This is a genomic window from Pseudomonas hormoni (assembly GCF_018502625.1).
GTDB classification, from domain to species: domain Bacteria; phylum Pseudomonadota; class Gammaproteobacteria; order Pseudomonadales; family Pseudomonadaceae; genus Aquipseudomonas; species Aquipseudomonas hormoni.
Genome location: NZ_CP075566.1, coordinates 739,523 through 760,022, shown reverse-complemented (window position 1 = coordinate 760,022; position 20,500 = coordinate 739,523). Strand labels below are relative to the sequence as shown.

The window sequence follows — 20,500 nt, the reverse complement described above, 5'->3', positions numbered from 1 at the left end:
CGCGGTCTACGCTACTTCGCAGCAGCCCGAACCACCGACAATTCCGGAGCAGCCACCCGCCGCTGCGACAAATACCGCGTACAACTCACCCGCAAAAACGAAGCAAAATTCACCACTTCCCCACGGTAATCCATCACCTCTTCATACAGCTTGGCGATCAACTGATTGGTGGTCATGCCGTCGACCTCGGCGATTTCGCTGAGGATGTCCCAGAACTGATTCTCCAGCCGCAGGGTGGTGACCACCCCGCAGATGCGCAGCGAGCGGGAGCGCGATTCGTAGAGAATCGGATCGGCTTTGACGTAGAGCTCGCACATGGAATCGTCCCTCGTTACAGCGTGATTTTGGTGCCCAGCAAGCCGAGGAAACCGGCGAGCCAGCTCGGGTGGGCTGGCCAGGCCGGGGCAGTGGCCAGATTGCCTTGAACGTGACCTTCCGTCACCGGGATATCGATGAACGTGCCGCCCGCCAAGCGCACTTCCGGCGCACAGGCCGGGTAAGCGCTGCACTCGCGGCCTTCAAGAACGCCTGCCGCTGCCAGCAATTGCGCACCGTGACACACGGCGGCGATCGGCTTGCCGGCCTTGTCGAAGGCGCGCACCAGGTCCAGGACTTTTTCGTTCAGGCGCAGGTATTCCGGCGCCCGACCACCGGGGATCAACAGCGCGTCGTAGTTGGCTTCGGCGACCTTGGCAAAATCGAAGTTCAGGGCAAACAGGTGGCCGGGTTTTTCGCTGTAGGTCTGGTCGCCTTCGAAGTCATGGATCGCCGTGCGCACGGTCTGGCCGGCGGATTTGTCCGGGCACACCGCGTGTACGGTGTGACCGACCATCAGCAGTGCCTGGAACGGCACCATCACTTCATAGTCTTCGACGTAATCGCCGACCAGCATCAGGATTTTCTTGGCAGCCATGGGGAGGACTCCTCTGGGAAATGCGTAGGAGTATTCAAGGTAGTCCTTATCCGTGGGGGTGGGTAATAACCTGCTACTACGAACAATGAGCTTTTGTGGCGAGGGAGCTTGCTCCCGTTCGGCTGCGCAGCAGTCGTAAAATCTGAAGACCTGACCCTGTGGGCAGAATGCAGGGGCTGCTTCGCAGCCCAGCGGGAGCAAGCTCCCTCGCCACAGGGATCGCGCTCAACTGTACGGATATTTCTGTGCTCAGCTGTAAGCGCCAAAACCATAGGTTTGTGGCTAGATGAAGCCACGTCCAATCACCCTGAATTCCGGTCCCCATCATGTCCTCGCGCGAAAACACCGGCATGGCCCTCGGCCTGCTCGGCGTCGTCATCTTCAGCCTCACCCTGCCCTTCACACGGATCGTCGTGCAGGAACTCCATCCGCTGCTGAACGGCTTGGGTCGTGCGCTGTTCGCGGCGATTCCGGCCGCGATATTGTTGCTGTGGCGCCGCGAGAAATGGCCGACCTGGAAACAGGTCAAAGGCCTGACGCTGGTGATCGCCGGGGTGATCCTCGGCTTCCCGGTTTTATCCGCTTGGGCGATGCAAACGTTGCCCGCGTCCCACGGCGCTTTGGTCAACGGCCTGCAACCGCTGTGCGTGGCGTTGTACGCCGCGTGGTTGTCCCACGAACGACCGTCGAAAGCCTTCTGGGCCTGCGCCGCGCTGGGCAGTGCGCTGGTGCTGGGTTACGCGCTGATCAGCGGCGCCGGCAGCATTCAGGCCGGTGATTTGCTGATGCTCGGCGCGATTGCCGTAGGCGGTCTGGGTTATGCCGAAGGTGGCCGCTTGGCCAAGGAGATGGGCGGCTGGCAGGTGATCTGCTGGGCGCTGGTGCTGTCGACACCGCTGTTGATCGGGCCGGTGATGTACCTGGCGCTGCAACATCAGGGCGAGATTTCGGCCAAGACCTGGTGGGCGTTTGGTTATGTTTCGCTGTTCTCACAGTTCATTGGATTCTTTGCCTGGTACGCCGGTTTGGCGATGGGCGGCATTGCCCGGGTCAGTCAGATTCAGTTGTTGCAGATCTTCTTCACCATCGCGTTCTCGGCGTTGTTCTTCGGTGAACACATTGAGCCGATCACTTGGCTGTTTGCTGCCGGGGTGATTGTGACGGTGATGCTGGGCCGCAAGACCACGGTCAAACCCGCCCGCATTGCCACCGCATGACCCTGGCCAAACACGAACGCATTGCCACCGCATGACCCTGTAGGAGCCAGGCTTGCCGGCGAAGGCGATCGTGAGGACGTCTTCGCCGGCAAGCCTGGCTCCTACAGGATTGCGGTGTTTTAGAGGTAACCGTCGGCTCGCAGCAAGGTTTCGAGGCAGTGCTCGGTAATCCGATAGAAATCCTTCAGCTCCTGAATCTTCACCAACAGCTGGGCCGGGTCCACCGGCTCGGCGCGCTTGACCGCCAGGATCATCTTGTTCTTGTTGGTGTGGTCCAGTGAGATGAACTCGAACACCTTGGTTTCATAACCGCAGGCTTCGAGGAACAACGCACGCAAACTGTCGGTGACCATTTCCGCTTGCTGCCCCAGATGCAAACCGTATTGCAGCATCGGTTTGAGCAGTGCCGGGCTCTGGATTTGCAGGCGGATCTGCTTGTGGCAGCACGGCGAGCACATGATGATCGACGCGCCGGAGCGGATGCCTGTGTGGATCGCATAGTCCGTGGCAATGTCGCAGGCGTGCAACGCGATCATCACGTCCAGCTCGCTCGGCGCCACGCTGCGCACGTCACCGCACTTGAACACCAGGCCCGGATGTTCCAGCTTCGCGGCGGCGGCGTTGCACAGGGTGACCATGTCTTCACGCAGCTCGACGCCGGTCACTTCGCCTTCGGCGTTCAAGGTGTTGCGCAGGTAATCGTGGATCGCGAACGTCAGGTAGCCCTTGCCCGAACCGAAATCCGCGACCCGCACCGGTTTGTCCAGCGCCAGCGGCGAGGTGGTCAGCGCATGGCTGAAGACTTCGATGAATTTGTTGATCTGCTTCCACTTGCGCGACATCGCCGGGATAAGCTCGTGCTTGCTGTTCGTGACACCAAGGTCGGCGAGGAACGGACGACTCAGGTCGAGGAAGCGATTCTTCTCGCGGTTGTGCTCGGCGGACGGCACTTCACGCAATTGCTGAGGTTTGCTCTTGAACAGCGAAGACTTGCCCTTTTTGCTGTATTCGAGCTGGGCTTCATCAGTCAGCGACAACAAATGCGCATTTTTGAACGAAGCCGGCAACAACGCGGCGATCGTTGCCACGCCCTCGGCCAGCGGCAGGTTCTTGGTGATATCGCGCGTCTTGTAGCGGTAGACGAAGGACAGGCAAGGCTGATCCTTGACGGTCAGCTGCTTGATGATCAGCCGCTGCAGATCCGCTTCGGTGCCGACGTACTTGGCCAGCACCAGTTTGATGAAGGCGTTGGCGTCGAGGCTGGTTTGCAGCAGGTCGATGAACTGGGCGTGGTGATCCGGCGCGAGGCTGGCGGGAGTGGCGGTGACGGACATGGAAAAAACGGCCTCGGGCGGAGCGAATCGGGAATGGCGGGTATTTTAGGGGGGATGGTCGTCCGGGACACGCAGTTATTTACCGAACGGTGAGAATCCTGAGACGTGTGAGTTCTCTGTGGCGAGGGAGCTTGCTCCCGCTGGAGCGCGAAGCGGTCCCAAAACCAGCCAATGCAGTCATTCAGAAAAACGCGGTTGCCTGCTTTGCGGCTGCTTCGCAGCCGAGCGGGAGCAAGCTCCCTCGCCACAAAAGCCCTCTCGCCCACAGAAGGTGTATCAATTCCAGAAGGTTGAATCAGCCCAACACCACCAACCGATTCGGCAACTCATTCCTCACATGCGTCACTGGCACATGCACCTTGAGCAACTCGCCGCACGCCTCGACGCACGTCACAAACCCCTGCAACGTCTGCCCCTGCTTCACCTGCTGGGTGAACGCCGCAACAATGGCGTCCCAGTTCTTGTTGTCCAGCCGTTTGGAAATCCCTTCGTCCACCAGAATTTCCACATAACGCTCGGCCTCGCAGACGAAAATCAGCATGCCGGTGCTGCCCACGGTGTGGTGCAGGTTCTGCTCCAGAAACTGCCGACGCGCCAGGTTCGAGGCGCGCCAGTGACGCACCGAGCGCGGGATCAGGTGCGTGGTGACTTTAGGAATCCGGAATACCAGGCACAACACGATGAAGGTGAGCCATTGCACCAGCAGCAGGCTGTGCATGGTCAGCCAGCCGGTCAGGTAATGCACGACACCCGGCACCACCAGCGCCAGCAAACTGGCCCACAGCAGCGGGATGTACGCATAGTCGTCCGCGCGGGCCGCGAGCACGGTCACCAGTTCGGCGTCGGTGTCGCGCTCGACCCGGGCGATTGCCTCGGCGACTTTGCGTTGTTCGTGTTCAGTCAGTAATGCCATGTCTAAAAGTGCTCGTTCATTATTGTTATCACCAGCCGCCCGACGAACCGCCGCCACCAAAACTGCCACCGCCGCCACTGAAGCCCCCGCCTCCACCGCCGCCCCCCAAAACCTCCACCGCCGAAACCACCACTGGAACCGCCCGAGCCGCCTCGGCCGGCGGGCAAAATCCCGAACATCTGCAAGACGAATATCGTCAGAATGAACAGCAACACCAGGAACACAAACACCCCGGGATGCCGCGAAACGAAGTCACTCTCCTGATTGCCGCCGGAGTCGTACACCGTCGACGGTTCATCCAGCGGACTGCCGCCCAACACCACCAGCATCGCCGCGACCCCGTCGCTGATGCCTTTGCTGAAGTTGCCGGTCTTGAACGCCGGGGTGATCACTTGGTTGATGATCACCGAACTCTGCGCATCGGTCAGGCGATCTTCCAGGCCATAACCGACTTCGATCCGCAACCTGCGCTCATCGCGCGCGACGATCAGCAGCGCGCCGTTGTTCTTGTCCTTCTGCCCGATGCCCCAGTGGCGACCGAGCTGATAACCGAAGTCTGCAATGTCAGTGCCCTGCAGGTCCGGCAACGTCACCACCACCAGTTGTTCACCAGTGGCTTTTTCGTGGGCGTTGAGCTGTTGCGTCAACTGCTCGCGCACCGAGGGTTCAATCAACTGGGCGTTGTCCACCACCCGCCCGGTCAGCTCCGGAAACTTCAGCTCGGCCCGGGCCGTCAGGGCAAACACCCAGAGCAACAGCACCAGGCCCACTTTCAACACGCGCATTGGCAACCTCATCCGTGGTAATGCTTCAAGCCGGTCAGAATTTCACTTCAGGCGCTTTCTCGGCGCCGGGGCTGGTGGCTTCGAAGGTTTCACGAATCGGCAGATCGCTGTACATCACGGTGTGCCACAAGCGCCCCGGGAAGGTACGGATTTCGGTGTTGTACTTCTGCACCGCGAGGATGAAATCACGACGCGCCACGGCGATGCGATTCTCGGTGCCTTCCAGCTGCGATTGCAACGCCAGGAAATTCTGGTTGGCCTTGAGGTCCGGATAGCGCTCGGAGACCACCATCAAACGACTCAAGGCACCGGTCAGCTGATCCTGCGCTTGCTGGAACTGCTTGAGTTTCTCGGGATTGTCGAGAGTGCTGGCATCCACCTGGATCGAAGTGGCCTTGGCCCGGGCTTCGATCACCGCGGTCAGGGTTTCTTCTTCGTGTTTTGCGTAACCCTTGACGGTTTCCACCAGATTGGGGATCAGGTCGGCGCGGCGCTGGTACTGGTTCTGCACCTGGCCCCAGGCCGCCTTGGCCTGTTCGTCGAGGGTCGGAATGTTGTTGATGCCGCAACCGGCCAGCAACGTGGTCAGCAACATCAAGGCTGCGACGCGCAGGCTCGACCGAGTGTGGTGTCTTGCATTCATCTGGTTGACGCTCCCTTGCACATTCCGTTGAAAAAACAACCAGCGACCTTCTGAGCGGCCTCTTGGGGCATAATCTGCCGCCGCCACTGGATTGCATCGAGCCAATGGGCTAAAAGATGCCCCAGCGCAAAAAACACGCAGAAGTGTGCTGCATTTACCTGAACAACAATAGTCGCTCCCTAAATTTTGGCTGACCGGCGCGTATTCCCTGCCGTTTAGGCTTTAGAGAAAACCATTCATGAAGAAGCTGTGTTTGCTGGGCCTGTTCGTCAGCCTGGCCAGTCATACCGTATTGGCCGCCACGACGCCCGCACCTCTGGAGAACAAGGACGCTTTCATCAGCAACCTGATGAAGCAGATGACCCTCGATGAAAAAATCGGCCAGTTGCGCCTGATCAGCATCGGCCCGGAAATGCCCCGGGAGCTGATCCGCAAGGAAATCGCAGCCGGCAACATCGGCGGTACGTTCAACTCGATCACTCGCCCGGAAAACCGTCCGATGCAGGACGCGGCCATGCGCAGCCGGTTGAAGATCCCGATGTTCTTCGCCTATGACGTGATCCACGGCCACCGCACCATTTTCCCGATCCCTATTGCGCTGGCGTCGAGCTGGGACATGGACGCCATTGGCCTGTCCGGGCGCATCGCCGCCAAGGAAGCCGCGGCGGACAGCCTCGACATCACCTTCGCGCCGATGGTCGACATCTCCCGCGACCCGCGTTGGGGCCGGACTTCCGAAGGCTTCGGCGAAGACACCTATCTGGTGTCGCGCATTGCCGGCGTGATGGTCAAGGCCTTCCAGGGCACTGGCGCGAACGCGGCCGACAGCATCATGGCCAGCGTCAAGCACTTTGCCTTGTACGGCGCGGTCGAGGGTGGTCGCGACTACAACGTCGTCGACATGAGCCCGGTCAAGATGTACCAGGACTACCTGCCACCGTACCGCGCCGCGATTGACGCCGGTGCTGGCGGCGTCATGGTTGCGTTGAACTCGATCAACGGCGTGCCGGCCACCGCCAACACCTGGCTGATGAATGACTTGCTGCGCAAGGAATGGGGCTTCAAGGGCCTGGCGGTCAGCGACCACGGGGCGATTTTCGAGCTGATCAAGCACGGCGTTGCCGCTGACGGTCGCGAAGCCGCGAAGCTGGCGATCAAGGCTGGCATCGACATGAGCATGAACGACACCCTGTACGGCAAGGAACTGCCGGGGCTGTTGAAGGCCGGTGAGATCGAGCAAAGCGACATCGACAACGCCGTGCGTGAAGTGCTGGCCGCCAAGTACGACATGGGCCTGTTCAAGGACCCGTACCTGCGCATCGGCAAGGCTGAAGATGATCCGGCCGACACTTACGCCGACAGCCGCCTGCACCGCGCCGAGGCCCGCGACGTTGCGCGCCGCAGTTTGGTGCTGCTGAAGAACCAGGGTGAAACCCTGCCGTTGAAGAAAACCGCGAAAATCGCCCTGGTCGGTCCGTTGGCCAAGGCGCCGATCGACATGATGGGCAGTTGGGCCGCTGCCGGTAAACCCGCGCAATCGGTGACGCTGTTCGACGGCATGAACGCTGCCGTGGCAGACAAGGCAACACTGATCTACGCCCGTGGGGCCAACATCACCAGCGACAAGAAGGTGCTGGATTACCTGAACTTCCTTAACTTCGACGCCCCGGAAGTGGTGGACGATCCGCGTTCGGCGCAAGTGCTGATCGACGAAGCGGTGAAAGCCGCCAAGGATGCCGATGTGGTGGTGGCAGCGGTGGGCGAGTCCCGTGGCATGTCCCACGAATCGTCGAGCCGTACCGACCTGAACATTCCGGAAAACCAGCGTGAGCTGATCCGCGCCTTGAAAGCCACCGGTAAACCGCTGGTGCTGGTGTTGATGAACGGCCGGCCGCTGTCGATTCTCCAGGAGAAGGAACAGGCGGACGCGATCCTGGAAACCTGGTTCAGCGGCACCGAAGGCGGCAACGCCATCGCCGACGTGCTGTTCGGCGACTACAACCCGTCGGGCAAACTGCCGATCACCTTCCCGCGTTCGGTGGGCCAGATTCCGACCTACTACAACCACCTGAGCATTGGCCGGCCGTTCACGCCGGGCAAACCGGGCAACTACACCTCGCAGTACTTCGATGACACCACCGGCCCCCTGTTCCCGTTCGGCTTCGGTCTGAGCTATACCGATTTCAGCCTGACCGACATGGCGTTGTCATCGACCACGCTGAACAAGACCGGCAGGCTCGACGCCAGCGTCATGGTGAAAAACACCGGCAAGCGTGACGGCGAAACCGTGGTGCAGCTGTACATCCAGGACGTGACCGGCTCGATGATCCGGCCGCTGAAGGAACTGAAGAACTTCCAGAAAGTCATGCTCAAGGCCGGCGAACAGAAAGTCGTGCACTTCACCATCACCGAGGATGACCTGAAGTTCTTCAATGCCCAGCTCAAGTACGTGGCAGAGCCAGGCAAGTTCAATGTGCAGATCGGCCTGGATTCCCAGGACGTGACGCAGCAGAGTTTTGAGTTGCTGTAATTATTCAAACACCGCAAAAACCTGTGGGAGCGAGCCTGCTCGCGATGAGGTCATAACATTCAACATCTTGGTTGAATGTTACTCCGCCATCGCGAGCAGGCTCGCTCCCACAATGTTTAGGGTCGCCATCAAATTTTTGTGCTCGACACTAACCCCTGTAGGAGCAGAGCTTGCTCGCGATGAGGCCATAACATTCAGCATCTTCATTGAATGTAACGCCGCTATCGCGAGCAAGCTTTGCTCCTACAGGCGTATGCGGCGTGGATGACTATCCGCGTCGATCCAGCAGATTCACCACCAACCGATCCACCCATCCCCAAATCCTTTGCTTGACTCGTCGCCACAGCGGTCGGCGTTGCCATGCCTCCAGGCTCACCTCCTGGCTCAACGCAAAGTCCCGCTCGAAACTCGCCGCCACCGCCCGCGTCAACCCGGGGTCCAGTGCTTCAAGGTTGGCTTCCAGGTTGAAACGCAAATTCCAGTGATCGAAGTTGCACGAACCAATGCTCACCCAGTCATCGACCAGCACCATTTTCAGGTGCAGGAAACACGGCTGGTATTCGAAGATCTTCACCCCTGCCTTGAGCAGTCGCGGGTAGTAGCGATGCCCGGCGTAGCGCACCGACGGGTGATCGGTACGCGGCCCGGTCAGCAGCAGACGCACATCAACGCCTCGACCGGCGGCCCGGCGCAACGAGCGGCGGACTTTCCAGGTGGGCAGAAAATACGGCGTGGCCAGCCAGATTCGCTTCTGGCCACTGTTCAACGCGCGAACCAGTGACTGCAGGATGTCGCGGTGCTGGCGGGCGTCGGCATACGCCACACGGCCCATGCCCTCGCCTGTGGACGGTACGCGCGGCAATCTCGGCAAGCCGAAATGCGAGGCAGGTTTCCAGGCACGCCGATGACGGTTGGCGATCCATTGGCGGTCGAACAGCAACTGCCAGTCGATGACCAGGGGGCCGGTGATTTCCACCATCACTTCATGCCATTCGCTGGTGTCTTCGCCCGGCGTCCAGAACTCATCGGTGACACCGGTGCCGCCCACTACCGCCAGGCTCTGATCGACCAGCAACAGCTTGCGATGATCGCGATAGAAATTGCCGACCCAGCGCCGCCAGCTCAGGCGATTGTAGAAACGCAGCTCCACGCCCGCCGCCATCAGCCGCTGGCGTAAGGTCAGGGTAAACGCGAGGCTGCCGTAATCATCAAACAGGCAGCGCACCCGCACGCCGCGCTCGGCGGCCTGGACCAATGCCTGAACCATGGCTTCGGCACAGGCGCCCGCCTCCACCAGATACAGCTCCAGTTCGACTTGTTCTTCAGCGCGAGCGATGGCGACCAACATGCGCGGGAAAAACTGCGGACCGTCGATCAGCAGCTCGAAGCTGTTGCCTTCACGCCAGGGAAAAATCGCGCCGGCCATGTCAGCGCGCCGTGAAAATCAGTACCGCACCCACCGGCACCGACAGACTGATCGCCGACAAACCGGCGACCTTGCGCAAACTGTCCAGCCCTGGAGCCAGGTTGAAATCCGCGGCGTTGATCACCAGCGGTTCGAGCGTCACCACCTGAAAGCGCCGGTCATCGAGACGGGTCGCCAACAGCTCGGCGTTGTAGTCGTGTTGTTTGCCATGGAGGTTGACGGTCACCGGCAGACGCAATTCGAGTTGCGCGCCGGGCGCGAGGTCGTTGATCGGGCGCAGATCAATCTGCGCGGTGATCAAGGCTTCGGGGAAGGTCTGGATCTCGAACAACTCCTTGCGCATGCGTTCGTCACGCAAGGGGATGCCGCTGTTCACCGATTCCAGCTCGACTTCCACCTCGGCCAGGCCTTTGGGGCTGACCTTGCCGTGCAGCACCAGAAAGCGCTGCACCTCGGAAATGTTGGCGTTTTTGGTGCTGACGAACGACAGCCGCGAAGACTCGCCGTCCAGGTACCAATTGGCCTGGGCCGATAATGTGATGCCGGTCAGCAGCACAAAGGCGAGGGTTTGGATAAGGAACCGCTTGAACATAAAGACTCGTGCTGAAAATAAACCTGCACGAACCTTAACCGCCCGCGAGCCAGATGCAAACTGTCCATCACCGACACCGAGCCTTTGTGGCGAGGGAGCTTGCTCCCGTTGGGTCGCGAAGCGGCCCCATTCGATTCATCAGTCAGACCGAGTTGTCGGGTTTTACGACTGCTGCGCAGCCGAGCGGGAGCAAGCTCCCTCGCCACAAAGAGCATCGCCGCCGTTAAGGAGTCAGACGGCAGCCTTGGCGTTCGCCGATCCACATGGCGCTGTTGCTGCGGCCCATGCCGCTGACCATCACCTGTTTGCTGACGGGATCATCGGCAAAGGCGCTGAAAGGCAACCACTGCTTTACATAGCCACGGCAATACTCAACGTCGTTATTCATCACATACCGGCACGAACAGTATTCCTTGGCGGTGTAGGCGCTGATGATGTCCGGGAACGCCCACAGCGCCACGCGCTCTTGCCAGATCCAGCCGAGCAAGGCGATCAGCAGGATCAACCACAGCGTGCTGAACGGTCGGCGGCGGACAAAACTGCGGCGATTCATGGCTGCACCTTCCCGGCGAATGCCATGCGCGCGCGTTTGAGCAGTTCGTTGTGTCGATAGCTGCCGTCGCGATCATCGCCGTAGCGCACGATCACCAGGTGTTCACTGGGGATCACGTACATCGCCTGGCCCCAATGGCCGAGTGCGGCGAAGGTGTCGGCGGGGGCATCGGGCCAGGGTTGTGCGGCGCCATCCGCCGCGCGGTTGAGCCACCAATGACCGCCCGGCACAGCCTCGTCCTGATGGGCTCGATAGCGGTCGAAAGGCTGGCGGTTGAAGGCGACCCAATCCTTGGGCAGCAATTGCCGGTCGCCCCAACGACCGTCGCGGGCCATCAGCAGGCCGACTCGCGCCAGGTCCCGAGCAGTGAGGTAGGCATACGAAGAGGCGACGAAGGTGCCCGTGGCGTCGGTTTCCCAAACGGCATGGCGAATGCCCAAGGGCTCGAACAGCGCAGTCCATGGATAGTCGCGATACTGTGCCGGGCCGACGATGTTTTTCAGTGCGGCGGCCAGCAGATTGCTGTCGCCACTGGAATACCGAAAGGCCTGACCGGGCTGGGCATACTCGGCGTGATCGGTGGTGAATGCGGCCATGTCGTGATGACCGCGGGTGTAAAGCATCGCCACCACCGAGGACTTCAACGGGGCGTATTCGTAGTCTTCCTGCCAGTCCAGGCCGGAGGCCCAGTGCAGCAGATCGGCCATGGTGATCGCAGGGTGTTTTTCCAGCGGCGGATAAAACTTCAGCGCCGGATCCTGAAGCCTGAACAGGCCTTCGTCATAGGCAACGCCAAGGACCGCGGCCATGAGGCTTTTGCTGATTGACCAGGTCAGGTGCGGCGTGTCGGCAGTGGTCGGGCCGGCGTAGCGTTCGTAAATCAACTGCCCGTCGCGGATCACCAACAAAGCGTCGGTGCGGATGCCTTTGCGACTGGCGTCGTCGCGGGGTGGGAAGGCGTAGGTTTCCAGGGCTTGAATGGTCGGGCCGGAGAGGGTCGCGCCGGTGGACCATTGCTCGGCGGGCCAGTTTTCGGCATGGGCCGTGAGGCTGAACAGCTGCAGCATGAACAGCAGGGGCAAGCCTTTGAACATGGGGGGGGCTCGGCGGGTTGGATTGCTGAGCCTAGTTGAGGTTGATGACAGTTTTGGAGTTTGTGTTGACCGTGCCGCCGCCTTCGCGGGCAAGCCTCGCTCCTCAGGGACAGCGTATAACCTGTAGGAGCGAGGCTTGCCCGCGAAGAGGCCCGTCAGAACACCGCCAATGCCTTGGCCAACCGCTTCCCCCTGGCCCCCGCCGCCAGATCCATCACCGACTGATCCCGCTGCCACATCGCCGCCCACTCCGGCGGTCCATCGGCCAATGCTTGATTCACCTCCACCTTCAACCCGTCAAACTGCGCAAACAACCCGCCCAGCAGCACATGCCCGGCCGGGTTGTTCGGCGCCTGCCGACTGACTTCCGCACACCCGGCCAACAGCGCCAGCAAACGCAATGACAAACCCTGCGGCCAGTCACTGTCCTGACCCACCCCATACAACCACGCCGTCATCGCGCTCAGCACATAGACATCTTCCAGCGTCCTGAACGGTTTGACGTACGCATCCCAGCCATCCCCCGCCAGCAGTTCGCATAATGCGTTTTCCAGCAATAACCGACCGTGACTGATGTCCGGCATCAGCGGGATCGCCGGGAGTTTTTCCACCCGTACACCCGGTTCGCCGGGATAGACCACCGCAAGGCTCAGGCGCGGATCGTCGCCGGGTTCCTCACTGCGGGCGGCGATCAACAGCCAGTCCGCGGCATCGCCGGCGGTGACGAAATCCTTGCGCCCGCTCAGGCGCAGGTCAGTCAGACGTGTCTGCATGTCCGCCACCCGCAGGCTGCGCTGTTCGGTCGCGCACAACGCGCCGAGACTCGGCGGCGCGCTCGGCCAAAGCATGCGCAACGCCGCCTGATAGCCCACCAGAAACGCCAGCCCCGGAGTCGTCATCAGGCGTCCACCGAGCACCGCCAACTCGAACGGCGTGACCGTGCCCAATTGCTGCAACAAGGTCGCAAAACCCTCTGCCAGGTCCGGGTTGGCGGGCAAGCGATCGCGACGGTTCAACAGGTTTTGCCAGGGCATAAGAGGCTCCTCGTGGGCTGTCATATAAGCATCACCAAAGCTTCATGGCGATGACACCGGGGCTACATAGCCTGACTTTGCACAACAAGGCTGGATAAAGAAAGTCGATCCGCTGTAACCCAAAGACGGGTGAGCAGCCCGCACGGAGATTCGCCATGACTCAGATCGCCCGCATCAGCGACACCGGCAATGAACGCCGCCTGCAAGCCGAACGCCTGGTGGGCGCCGAGGCTTTGCAGGAAGCCCAGGCTTTGCGCTTCAACGTGTTCAGCGGCGAGTTCAACGCCAAGCTGAAAGGCGCGGAGCTGGGTCTGGACATGGATGATTATGATGTTCACTGCGCTCACATCGGCGTGCGCGACCTGAACACCGGGCGCCTGGTGGCGACCACCCGCTTGCTCGACCACACGGCAGCCAGCGGCCTGGGCAAGTTTTACAGCGAGGAAGAATTCAGCCTCCACGGTCTGGTTCACCTCAAAGGCCCGATCCTTGAAATCGGCCGCACCTGCGTCGACCCGGCCTACCGCAACGGCGGCACCATCGCCGTGCTCTGGGGTGAACTGGCCGAAGTCCTGAACCAGGGCGGCTACAGCTATTTGATGGGTTGCGCGAGCATCCCGATGCAGGACGGCGGCATTCAGGCCCACGCGATCATGCAGCGTCTGCGCGAACGTTATCTGTGCACCGAACACCTGCGCGCCGAGCCGAAAAAACCACTGCCTGTTTTAGATATCCCGTCCAACGTCATCGCGGAAATGCCGCCGCTGCTCAAGGCCTACATGCGCCTCGGTGCGAAGATCTGCGGCGAGCCGTGCTGGGACGAAGATTTCCAGGTGGCCGACGTGTTCATCCTGCTCAAGCGCGACGAACTCTGCCCGCGCTACGCCAAGCACTTCAAGGCGGCTGTGTAATGAGCCGCTTGCGGGTGTACGCGCGAATTGCGCGAGTATTGGTGGTGGTTGCGCTGGGTTTGAGCATGGCCAGCGTCTTTGGGCTGTTCGAGCGTTTGGGGATTGCCCATTCGATGGTCCGCCGTCAGCGTTGGTCGCGTTTCTTCATGGCGCGTCTGGCCAATGCCCTGCCCTTTCGCGTGACCGTGCACGGTGAATTGCCGAAGGAGTCGATGCTCTGGGTCAGCAACCATGTGTCCTGGACCGACATCCCGCTGCTGGGCATGCTGACGCCGCTGTCGTTTCTGTCCAAGGCCGAAGTGCGCACCTGGCCGGTGGCGGGCTGGTTGGCGGCCAAGGCCGGCAGCCTGTTTATCCGTCGTGGTTCGGGTGACAGCCAGTTGATCCGCAAACAGATGACCCGTCATCTGGAGCAGGAGCATGCGTTGCTGATGTTTCCGGAGGGCACCACCACCGATGGCCGCTCCCTGCGTACGTTTCATGGGCGCCTGCTGTCAGCGGCGATTGATTCGCAAGTGAAGCTACAGCCGGTGGCGATTCGTTATCTGCGTGAGGGTGAAGTGGATTCGCTGGCGCCGTTCATTGGCGATGATGACTTGCTCTCACACCTGATGCGCCTGTTTGCCAATGACCGGGGCGATGTGGAGGTTCATCTGCTCAAGCCGATTGCTTGCGAAGGTCGCGAGCGTGCGGCACTGGCGTTTGAAGCGCAGCAGGCGGTGCAGAAAGCGTTGTTTGGAGAGGTGGTGAAATCGGCAGAACCACGGCGTACTGGCGAACTGATCGCTGCCTAACGCCGCCATCCTGTAGGAGCTAGGCTTGCCCGCGAAGAGGACGCCGTGGTGTACCTGAGACACCGCGTTATCGTTCTTCGCGGGCAAGCCTCGCTCCTACAGGAGTCGTGTCAGCGTTTATTGGCGAAATCCTGAAGTTGTGGGTAGAACAACCTGAAGTCCTCGCTCAACGGCTCATACAACACCCGCAACTCCTGCATCGCCGCCGCCAACTCCTCAGGCTTGGTCAGCCGCCGCGAAATCCCCCGCAACACCTGCTCCAGCACGTCGAACTCCCGGTAAGAACCCAACCAGTCATTCGCCACCATGTGCGGTGCGATCCTTGCCAACCGCTCCGGTAATTGCCGCTCGGCGGACAGCACCCGGTACACATCCGAAGTGAACTGCTCCAACGGCAGGTCCGCGTACAGCGCCCAGTCACGCGCCAGGCAGTGATCGAAAAACACATCCAGCACGATCCCGGCGTAACGCCGGCGGGTCAGGGAAAACCGCGACAGCGCCACATCCACCATCGGATGGCGGTCGGTAAACACGTCGATGCTGCGATGCAACTGGATGGCCGCCTCGATCTCCGGGTCGAACTGCCCTTGCAGCCGCCCTTTGACAAAATCGCCATACAGACTGCCGAGCAATTGACCGGGACGCTGGCCACCGAGGTGAAGATGTGCGAGATAGTTCATGCCGCGCAGCTTAACACTGCGCCATCCATATCGTTATAACCCGATATACCGATTTATGCGCTCATTCAAACAAAATCATATTGGTATATCGCGAAGAACCGATATAAAGTTCGCCCCATCGCGATATAGCGTTATTCACATCACGAGCCCCCACACCATGAACCTCGACCTCGACGAAATAATAAAAGCCCTGGCACACCCGGTACGGCGAGAAATCCTGCACTGGCTCAAAAACCCGGACGTCGAATTTCCCGACCAGTCTCACAGCAATGAACACGGTGTCTGCGCCGGTCAGATCGATCAACGCTGCGGCTTGTCGCAGTCTACGGTGTCCGCTCACCTGGCGACCCTGCAACGCGCCGGCCTGATCAGCAGCCGCAAAGTCGGCCAGTGGCACTTTTTCAAACGCAACGAGGAAACCATCCAGGCATTCCTCAGCACCTTCAGCAAAGAGCTCTGACCCTTTACGTCAGTCCGCCGATAAGGAATCACACATGCCCCTCTCGCTCCTCATTCTGGCCTTGAGCGCCTTCGCCATCGGCACGACCGAGTTCGTCATCATGGGCCTGTTGCCCGATGTGGCGGCCGACCTCGGCGTGTCGATCCCCGGCGCCGGCTGGCTGGTGACCGGTTACGCCCTCGGCGTGGCCATTGGTGCGCCGTTCATGGCACTGGCCACCGCGAAGCTGCCACGCAAGGCCGCACTGGTGGCGTTGATGGGCATCTTCATCATCGGCAATCTGCTGTGTGCAGTGGCCAGTGACTACAACGTGCTGATGTTTGCCCGGGTGGTGACTGCACTCTGCCACGGCGCCTTCTTCGGCATCGGCTCGGTGGTAGCGGCAGGCCTGGTCCCGGCGAACAAACGCGCTTCGGCCGTGGCCCTGATGTTCACCGGCCTGACCCTGGCCAACGTCCTCGGCGTACCGCTGGGCACCGCGCTAGGTCAACAAGCCGGCTGGCGCTCGACCTTCTGGGCCGTGACCGTGATCGGTGTGATCGCCCTGATCGGCCTGATCCGCTTCCTGCCCGCCAAGCGCGACGAAGAAAAACTCGACATGCGCGCCGAACTGCGTGCCCTCAAAGGTGCCGGCATCTGGCTGTCGTTGAGCATGACGGCATTGTTCGCGGCGTCGGTCTTCACCTTGTTCACCTATGTCGCACCGCTGTTGGGCGAAGTGACCGGTGTTTCGCCACGCGGCGTGACCTGGACCCTGATGCTCATCGGCCTGGGCCTGACCGTCGGCAACATCATCGGCGGCAAACTGGCTGACAAAGGCCTGGCAGCGACGCTGATCGGCGTGTTTATCAGCATGGCGGTGGTCTCCACCGTGTTGACCTGGACCAGCGTTGCGTTGATTCCGACTGAAATCACCCTGTTCCTCTGGGCCACCGCGTGCTTCGCCGCCGTGCCTGCCCTGCAAGTGAACGTGGTGACCTACGGCAAGGCGGCACCGAACCTGGTGTCGACCCTGAACATCGGCGCGTTCAACGTCGGCAACGCACTCGGCGCCTGGGTCGGCGGCAGCGTCATCGCCCACGGCTACGGCCTGACCGGCGTGCCACTCGCGGCCGCCGCACTGGCGGTACTCGCCCTGCTGGTGACCCTGATTACTTTCCGTCAGAGCGGTAATCCCGAACTGGCCCCTGCTACCAACTGAAACCTCACGAGGGTTGTATTAAATGACGACTATTTTCGATCCGATCAAACTGGGCGACCTCGAGTTGGCCAACCGCATCATCATGGCGCCGTTGACCCGCTGCCGCGCCGACGAAGGCCGTGTGCCGAACGCGCTGATGGCCGAATATTACGTACAACGTGCCTCGGCCGGCCTGATCCTCAGCGAAGCCACTTCGGTCACGCCGATGGGCGTCGGCTACCCGGACACCCCGGGTATCTGGTCCAACGACCAGGTGCGTGGCTGGGCCAACATCACCAAAGCGATCCACGGCGCGGGCGGCAAGATCTTCCTGCAGCTGTGGCACGTTGGGCGGGTGTCCCACGAGTCGTACCTGAACGGTGAAGCACCGGTCGCACCGAGCGCCATCCAGCCAAAAGGTCACGTCAGCCTGGTTCGCCCACTGGCCGACTACCCAACGCCGCGTGCGCTGGAAACCGCTGAAATCGCCGACATCGTCGACGCCTATCGCACCGGTGCAGAAAACGCCAAGGCGGCCGGTTTTGACGGCGTGGAAATCCACGGCGCCAACGGTTACCTGCTCGACCAGTTCCTGCAAAGCAGCACCAACCAGCGCACCGACCACTACGGCGGCTCCCTGGAAAACCGTGCTCGCCTGTTGCTGGAAGTGACTGACGCGGCGATCGAAGTCTGGGGTGCTGGCCGCGTTGGCGTGCACCTGGCACCACGCGCCGACTCCCATGACATGGGCGACGACAACCTGGCCGAAACCTTCACCTACGTCGCTCGCGAACTGGGCAAACGTGGCATCGCTTTCATCTGCTCCCGTGAGAAAGAAGAGGGCGACAGCCTCGGTCCACAACTCAAAGAAGCATTCGGCGGCCCGTACATCATCAACGAGCGGTTCACCAAGGACAGCGCCAACGCCTGGCTGGCCAGCGGCAAGGCTGATGCGGTCGCCTTCGGCGTGCCGTTCATTGCCAACCCGGACTTGCCGGCACGTTTGAAGGCTGATGCGCCGCTGAACGAGGCACGTCCGGAATTGTTTTATTCCAAGGGCCCGGTGGGTTACATCGACTACCCGGTGCTGTAAGCACTCTTCTTGAAACGCAAAAGCCCCGACTCGAAAGAGCCGGGGCTTTTTATTACCTGAAACAAAGTCTGGGGTTTAACACCATCGTTTGTGGGAGCTGGTCTGATGCCCAGCACTCACACTTGCTCACAGACTAGACACAAAATTCCTACAAAATACTGAGCTTGCGACCTGTCAACCAAGCGAACGGGCGTATATAAAAGCACCCCACTGCCGTAGAGCGCGTGAAGAACCGTTCATCTATGGCTTCAACGGTTGACACAAGCGGATCCATTTACGCATTTTGTTTCATTTGCGCAGGCTGGGACTGAAACGCAGCATCTCCAACCCTGTATCGACCCATCGCTCGGCTTCGGTGTGCAGTTGAAAACTGTCGGGCGCCAATAGCCACTGATACAAAATGCCATCGATGTAGGCATGCAGGCTGATGGCCGCGCGGGCGGTGTCGAGATTGTCCGGCAACTGCCCCCGACTCACCGCATTACTCAGCGCCAGGCCGATGCGCACTTTGCAATCGAGGCTGGCCTCCCTGCGCTGTTGGCGCAGATCGCACATTTCATCGGTGAATTCGCACTTATGAAACAAAATCTCATTGATGCGGCGGGTTTTCGGGTCCAGGGCAACTTGATGAAACAAATGAATCAGCAGCTTGCGCATGCAACCCAACGGGTCGAGTTCATCTTCGCTTTCACTGGCCTTGGCCATTTCATCCAGCGGTTCATGCAAGGTATCGAGCATGGCCTGCACCAGATCCGCCTTGTTACTGAAATGCCAGTAGATGGCCCCGCGGGTAACGCCAGCCAGGGTCGCGATGTCCGCCAGTGTCGTGCGCGCTACGCCCCGTTCGTAAAAGGCTTTCTCTGCCGCTTCGAGTATCTGGCTACGGGTTTCTTGAGCTTCCTCTTTGGTACGACGGACCATGGCAGTACAACCTCAATCAGGGTGCTTCAGCGATGCCTGAACAGGCGCTGAATAAAAGTGGGGCGAACGTTCTTGGGTATCGTCCCAGGCCTACAATTCGAACCTTTGAAACGGCTTTCGTAACAGTGTGGGTACGCAGCCAAGGTATTTACAAACAACCATGAACGTAAGTATATTCCTTAGCAAGCTACTTATCCACTCAGCGCACATTTTTTACCCTTCCACATTTCTTGTGCGCAATCTGCGCGCCTGACCCGAGGATTTTCATGCAATTCAAGCCAGCTGTTACCGCTCTGGTCACTGCCGTCGCCTTGGCATCGCTGCTCAGCGGATGCAAAAAGGAAGAAGCGCCGCCGGCCCCGCCACCTCCTCAGGTCGGCGTTGTAACCCTGCAACCTCAAGCCTTCACCCTGACGTCCGAACTGCCAGGCCGCACCAGCGCCTATCGCATCGCCGAAGTTCGCCCTCAGGTCAACGGCATCATTCTCAAGCGTCTGTTCAAGGAAGGCGGCGACGTCAAGGCCGGCCAGCAGCTGTATCAGATCGATCCGGCGGTTTATGAAGCCACGCTGAAAAGCGCCGAAGCCAATCTGCAGCAGACCAAATCGATCTCCGATCGCTACAAACAATTGGTCAGCGAACAGGCAGTCAGCCGTCAGGAATACGACACCGCCCTGGCCAACCGCTTGCAATCGGAAGCCGCCCTGCAGAGCGCCCAGATTAATGTGCGCTACACCAAGGTCTACGCGCCACTCTCCGGTCGTATTGGCCGTTCCAGCGTGACCGAAGGCGCACTGGTCACCAGTGGCCAGGCCGATGCCATGGCGGTGATTCAGCAACTCGACCCGATCTACGTCGACGTCACCCAGTCTTCCGTGGAGCTGCTTGAACTGCGCCGCGAACTGGAAAGCGGTCGCCTGCAAAAGGCCGGCGACAACTCGGCCGCGGTCAAGCTGACCCTCGAAGACGGCAGCCAGTACAAGCTGGACGGCAAGCTCGAGTTCTCCGAAGTCTCGGTTGACCAGACCACCGGCTCCGTGACCTTGCGTGCGGTGTTCCCGAACCCGGATCACACCCTGCTGCCTGGCATGTTCGTTCACGCCCAGCTTCAGGCCGGTGTCAACGCCGCCGCAATCCTGGCACCGCAACAAGGCGTGACCCGCGACCTCAAAGGCACTCCGACCGCGCTGGTCGTCGGTCCGGACAACAAGGTCGAGCTGCGTCAGCTCAAGGCCAGCCGCACTGTCGGCAGCCAATGGCTGATCGAAGACGGCCTGAAGGCCGGCGATCGCCTGATCACCGAAGGACTGCAATTCGTCAAACCTGGCATTGAAGTCAAGGCCACTGAGGCGACTAACGTTGGCGCAAAGAACCCGGCCCCCGCACAGGCAGCTAACAAGGCTTCCAGCGGCAAAGGGGAGTAAACC

General features: G+C 60.6%; 20 protein-coding genes and 1 pseudogene. 8 read left to right on the top strand and 13 right to left on the bottom strand.

Annotated elements, in window-relative coordinates; translation table 11 throughout:
* Positions 1-11: 11 nt before the first annotated feature.
* On the bottom strand, positions 12-317 hold the full coding sequence (locus KJF94_RS03470) for a ribbon-helix-helix domain-containing protein (protein WP_214381205.1): 306 nt from the start codon (positions 315-317) through the stop codon (positions 12-14).
* Positions 318-331: 14 nt separating this feature from the next.
* Positions 332-913, bottom strand: coding sequence for a DJ-1/PfpI family protein (locus tag KJF94_RS03465; protein ID WP_214381203.1), 582 nt, complete (start codon positions 911-913; stop codon positions 332-334).
* 326 nt (positions 914-1,239) lie between these two features.
* Between KJF94_RS03465 and KJF94_RS03460 the strand changes: the two genes are divergently transcribed.
* Positions 1,240-2,130: a DMT family transporter gene (locus KJF94_RS03460; RefSeq protein ID WP_214381200.1), complete on the top strand. Its 891-nt coding sequence runs from the start codon at positions 1,240-1,242 to the stop codon at positions 2,128-2,130.
* Positions 2,131-2,249: 119 nt separating this feature from the next.
* On the opposite strand, the gene KJF94_RS03455 is transcribed toward KJF94_RS03460, so the two are convergent.
* From KJF94_RS03455 to KJF94_RS03440, 4 genes and pseudogenes are all read right to left on the bottom strand, one after another.
* A complete protein-coding gene (locus tag KJF94_RS03455) occupies positions 2,250-3,464 on the bottom strand; it encodes a class I SAM-dependent methyltransferase (RefSeq protein ID WP_214381198.1) in 1,215 nt (404 codons plus the stop codon).
* A gap of 295 nt (positions 3,465-3,759) precedes the next feature.
* Positions 3,760-4,377, bottom strand: a complete 618-nt coding sequence (locus tag KJF94_RS03450; RefSeq protein ID WP_008025698.1) for a TPM domain-containing protein — start codon at positions 4,375-4,377, stop codon at positions 3,760-3,762.
* A 28-nt stretch (positions 4,378-4,405) separates the two neighbouring features.
* Positions 4,406-5,162: pseudogene (locus tag KJF94_RS30340) on the bottom strand (TPM domain-containing protein).
* Between the two features lie 34 nt (positions 5,163-5,196).
* Complete coding sequence (locus KJF94_RS03440; RefSeq protein ID WP_214381196.1) at positions 5,197-5,805, bottom strand: LemA family protein; 609 nt, start codon at positions 5,803-5,805, stop codon at positions 5,197-5,199.
* A 238-nt stretch (positions 5,806-6,043) separates the two neighbouring features.
* Between KJF94_RS03440 and bglX the strand changes: the two genes are divergently transcribed.
* Entirely contained in the window at positions 6,044-8,335 is a 2,292-nt protein-coding gene (bglX, locus tag KJF94_RS03435; protein WP_214381194.1) for a beta-glucosidase BglX, read from the top strand.
* Between the two features lie 268 nt (positions 8,336-8,603).
* On the opposite strand, the gene KJF94_RS03430 is transcribed toward bglX, so the two are convergent.
* From KJF94_RS03430 to KJF94_RS03410, 5 genes are all read right to left on the bottom strand, one after another.
* Positions 8,604-9,761, bottom strand: coding sequence for a phospholipase D-like domain-containing protein (locus tag KJF94_RS03430; RefSeq protein WP_214381192.1), 1,158 nt, complete (start codon positions 9,759-9,761; stop codon positions 8,604-8,606).
* 1 nt (position 9,762) lies between these two features.
* Entirely contained in the window at positions 9,763-10,353 is a 591-nt protein-coding gene (locus KJF94_RS03425; protein WP_214381190.1) for a YceI family protein, read from the bottom strand.
* Positions 10,354-10,576: 223 nt separating this feature from the next.
* A complete protein-coding gene (locus KJF94_RS03420; RefSeq protein WP_214381188.1) occupies positions 10,577-10,906 on the bottom strand; it encodes an amidase in 330 nt (109 codons plus the stop codon).
* Positions 10,903-12,000 (bottom strand): serine hydrolase domain-containing protein, encoded by a 1,098-nt coding sequence (locus KJF94_RS03415; RefSeq protein ID WP_214381186.1) that lies wholly within the window; start codon positions 11,998-12,000, stop codon positions 10,903-10,905. Before KJF94_RS03415 ends, KJF94_RS03420 begins: the two co-directional genes overlap by 4 nt.
* A gap of 155 nt (positions 12,001-12,155) precedes the next feature.
* Positions 12,156-13,034: an acyl-CoA dehydrogenase family protein gene (locus KJF94_RS03410; protein WP_214381185.1), complete on the bottom strand. Its 879-nt coding sequence runs from the start codon at positions 13,032-13,034 to the stop codon at positions 12,156-12,158.
* A 155-nt stretch (positions 13,035-13,189) separates the two neighbouring features.
* On the opposite strand from KJF94_RS03410, the gene olsB reads away from it, so the two are divergent.
* Positions 13,190-13,945 (top strand): L-ornithine N(alpha)-acyltransferase, encoded by a 756-nt coding sequence (gene olsB / locus KJF94_RS03405; protein WP_214381183.1) that lies wholly within the window; start codon positions 13,190-13,192, stop codon positions 13,943-13,945.
* Positions 13,945-14,739, top strand: coding sequence for a lysophospholipid acyltransferase family protein (locus KJF94_RS03400; RefSeq protein WP_214381180.1), 795 nt, complete (start codon positions 13,945-13,947; stop codon positions 14,737-14,739). Before olsB ends, KJF94_RS03400 begins: the two co-directional genes overlap by 1 nt.
* Before the next feature lie 110 nt (positions 14,740-14,849).
* On the opposite strand, the gene KJF94_RS03395 is transcribed toward KJF94_RS03400, so the two are convergent.
* The gene (locus KJF94_RS03395) at positions 14,850-15,419 is read right to left on the bottom strand and encodes an acyl carrier protein phosphodiesterase (protein WP_214381178.1); all 570 of its coding nucleotides are present in this window, start codon (positions 15,417-15,419) and stop codon (positions 14,850-14,852) included.
* A 157-nt stretch (positions 15,420-15,576) separates the two neighbouring features.
* Here KJF94_RS03395 and KJF94_RS03390 point away from each other — a divergent pair, with 157 nt between their 5' ends.
* The 3 genes from KJF94_RS03390 to KJF94_RS03380 are packed head-to-tail and all read left to right on the top strand — an operon-like array spanning position 15,577 to position 18,152.
* Complete coding sequence (locus KJF94_RS03390) at positions 15,577-15,879, top strand: ArsR/SmtB family transcription factor (RefSeq protein ID WP_017336854.1); 303 nt, start codon at positions 15,577-15,579, stop codon at positions 15,877-15,879.
* A gap of 34 nt (positions 15,880-15,913) precedes the next feature.
* Positions 15,914-17,080: an MFS transporter gene (locus tag KJF94_RS03385; protein ID WP_214381176.1), complete on the top strand. Its 1,167-nt coding sequence runs from the start codon at positions 15,914-15,916 to the stop codon at positions 17,078-17,080.
* 22 nt (positions 17,081-17,102) lie between these two features.
* Complete coding sequence (locus tag KJF94_RS03380; protein ID WP_214381174.1) at positions 17,103-18,152, top strand: alkene reductase; 1,050 nt, start codon at positions 17,103-17,105, stop codon at positions 18,150-18,152.
* A gap of 288 nt (positions 18,153-18,440) precedes the next feature.
* Here the strand turns inward: KJF94_RS03380 and emhR are convergent, their stop codons facing one another.
* Entirely contained in the window at positions 18,441-19,073 is a 633-nt protein-coding gene (gene emhR / locus KJF94_RS03375) for an efflux system transcriptional repressor EmhR (RefSeq protein WP_214381172.1), read from the bottom strand.
* Positions 19,074-19,339: 266 nt separating this feature from the next.
* On the opposite strand from emhR, the gene emhA reads away from it, so the two are divergent.
* Positions 19,340-20,497, top strand: coding sequence for an efflux RND transporter periplasmic adaptor subunit EmhA (gene emhA / locus KJF94_RS03370; RefSeq protein ID WP_214381170.1), 1,158 nt, complete (start codon positions 19,340-19,342; stop codon positions 20,495-20,497).
* Positions 20,498-20,500 lie beyond the last annotated feature (3 nt).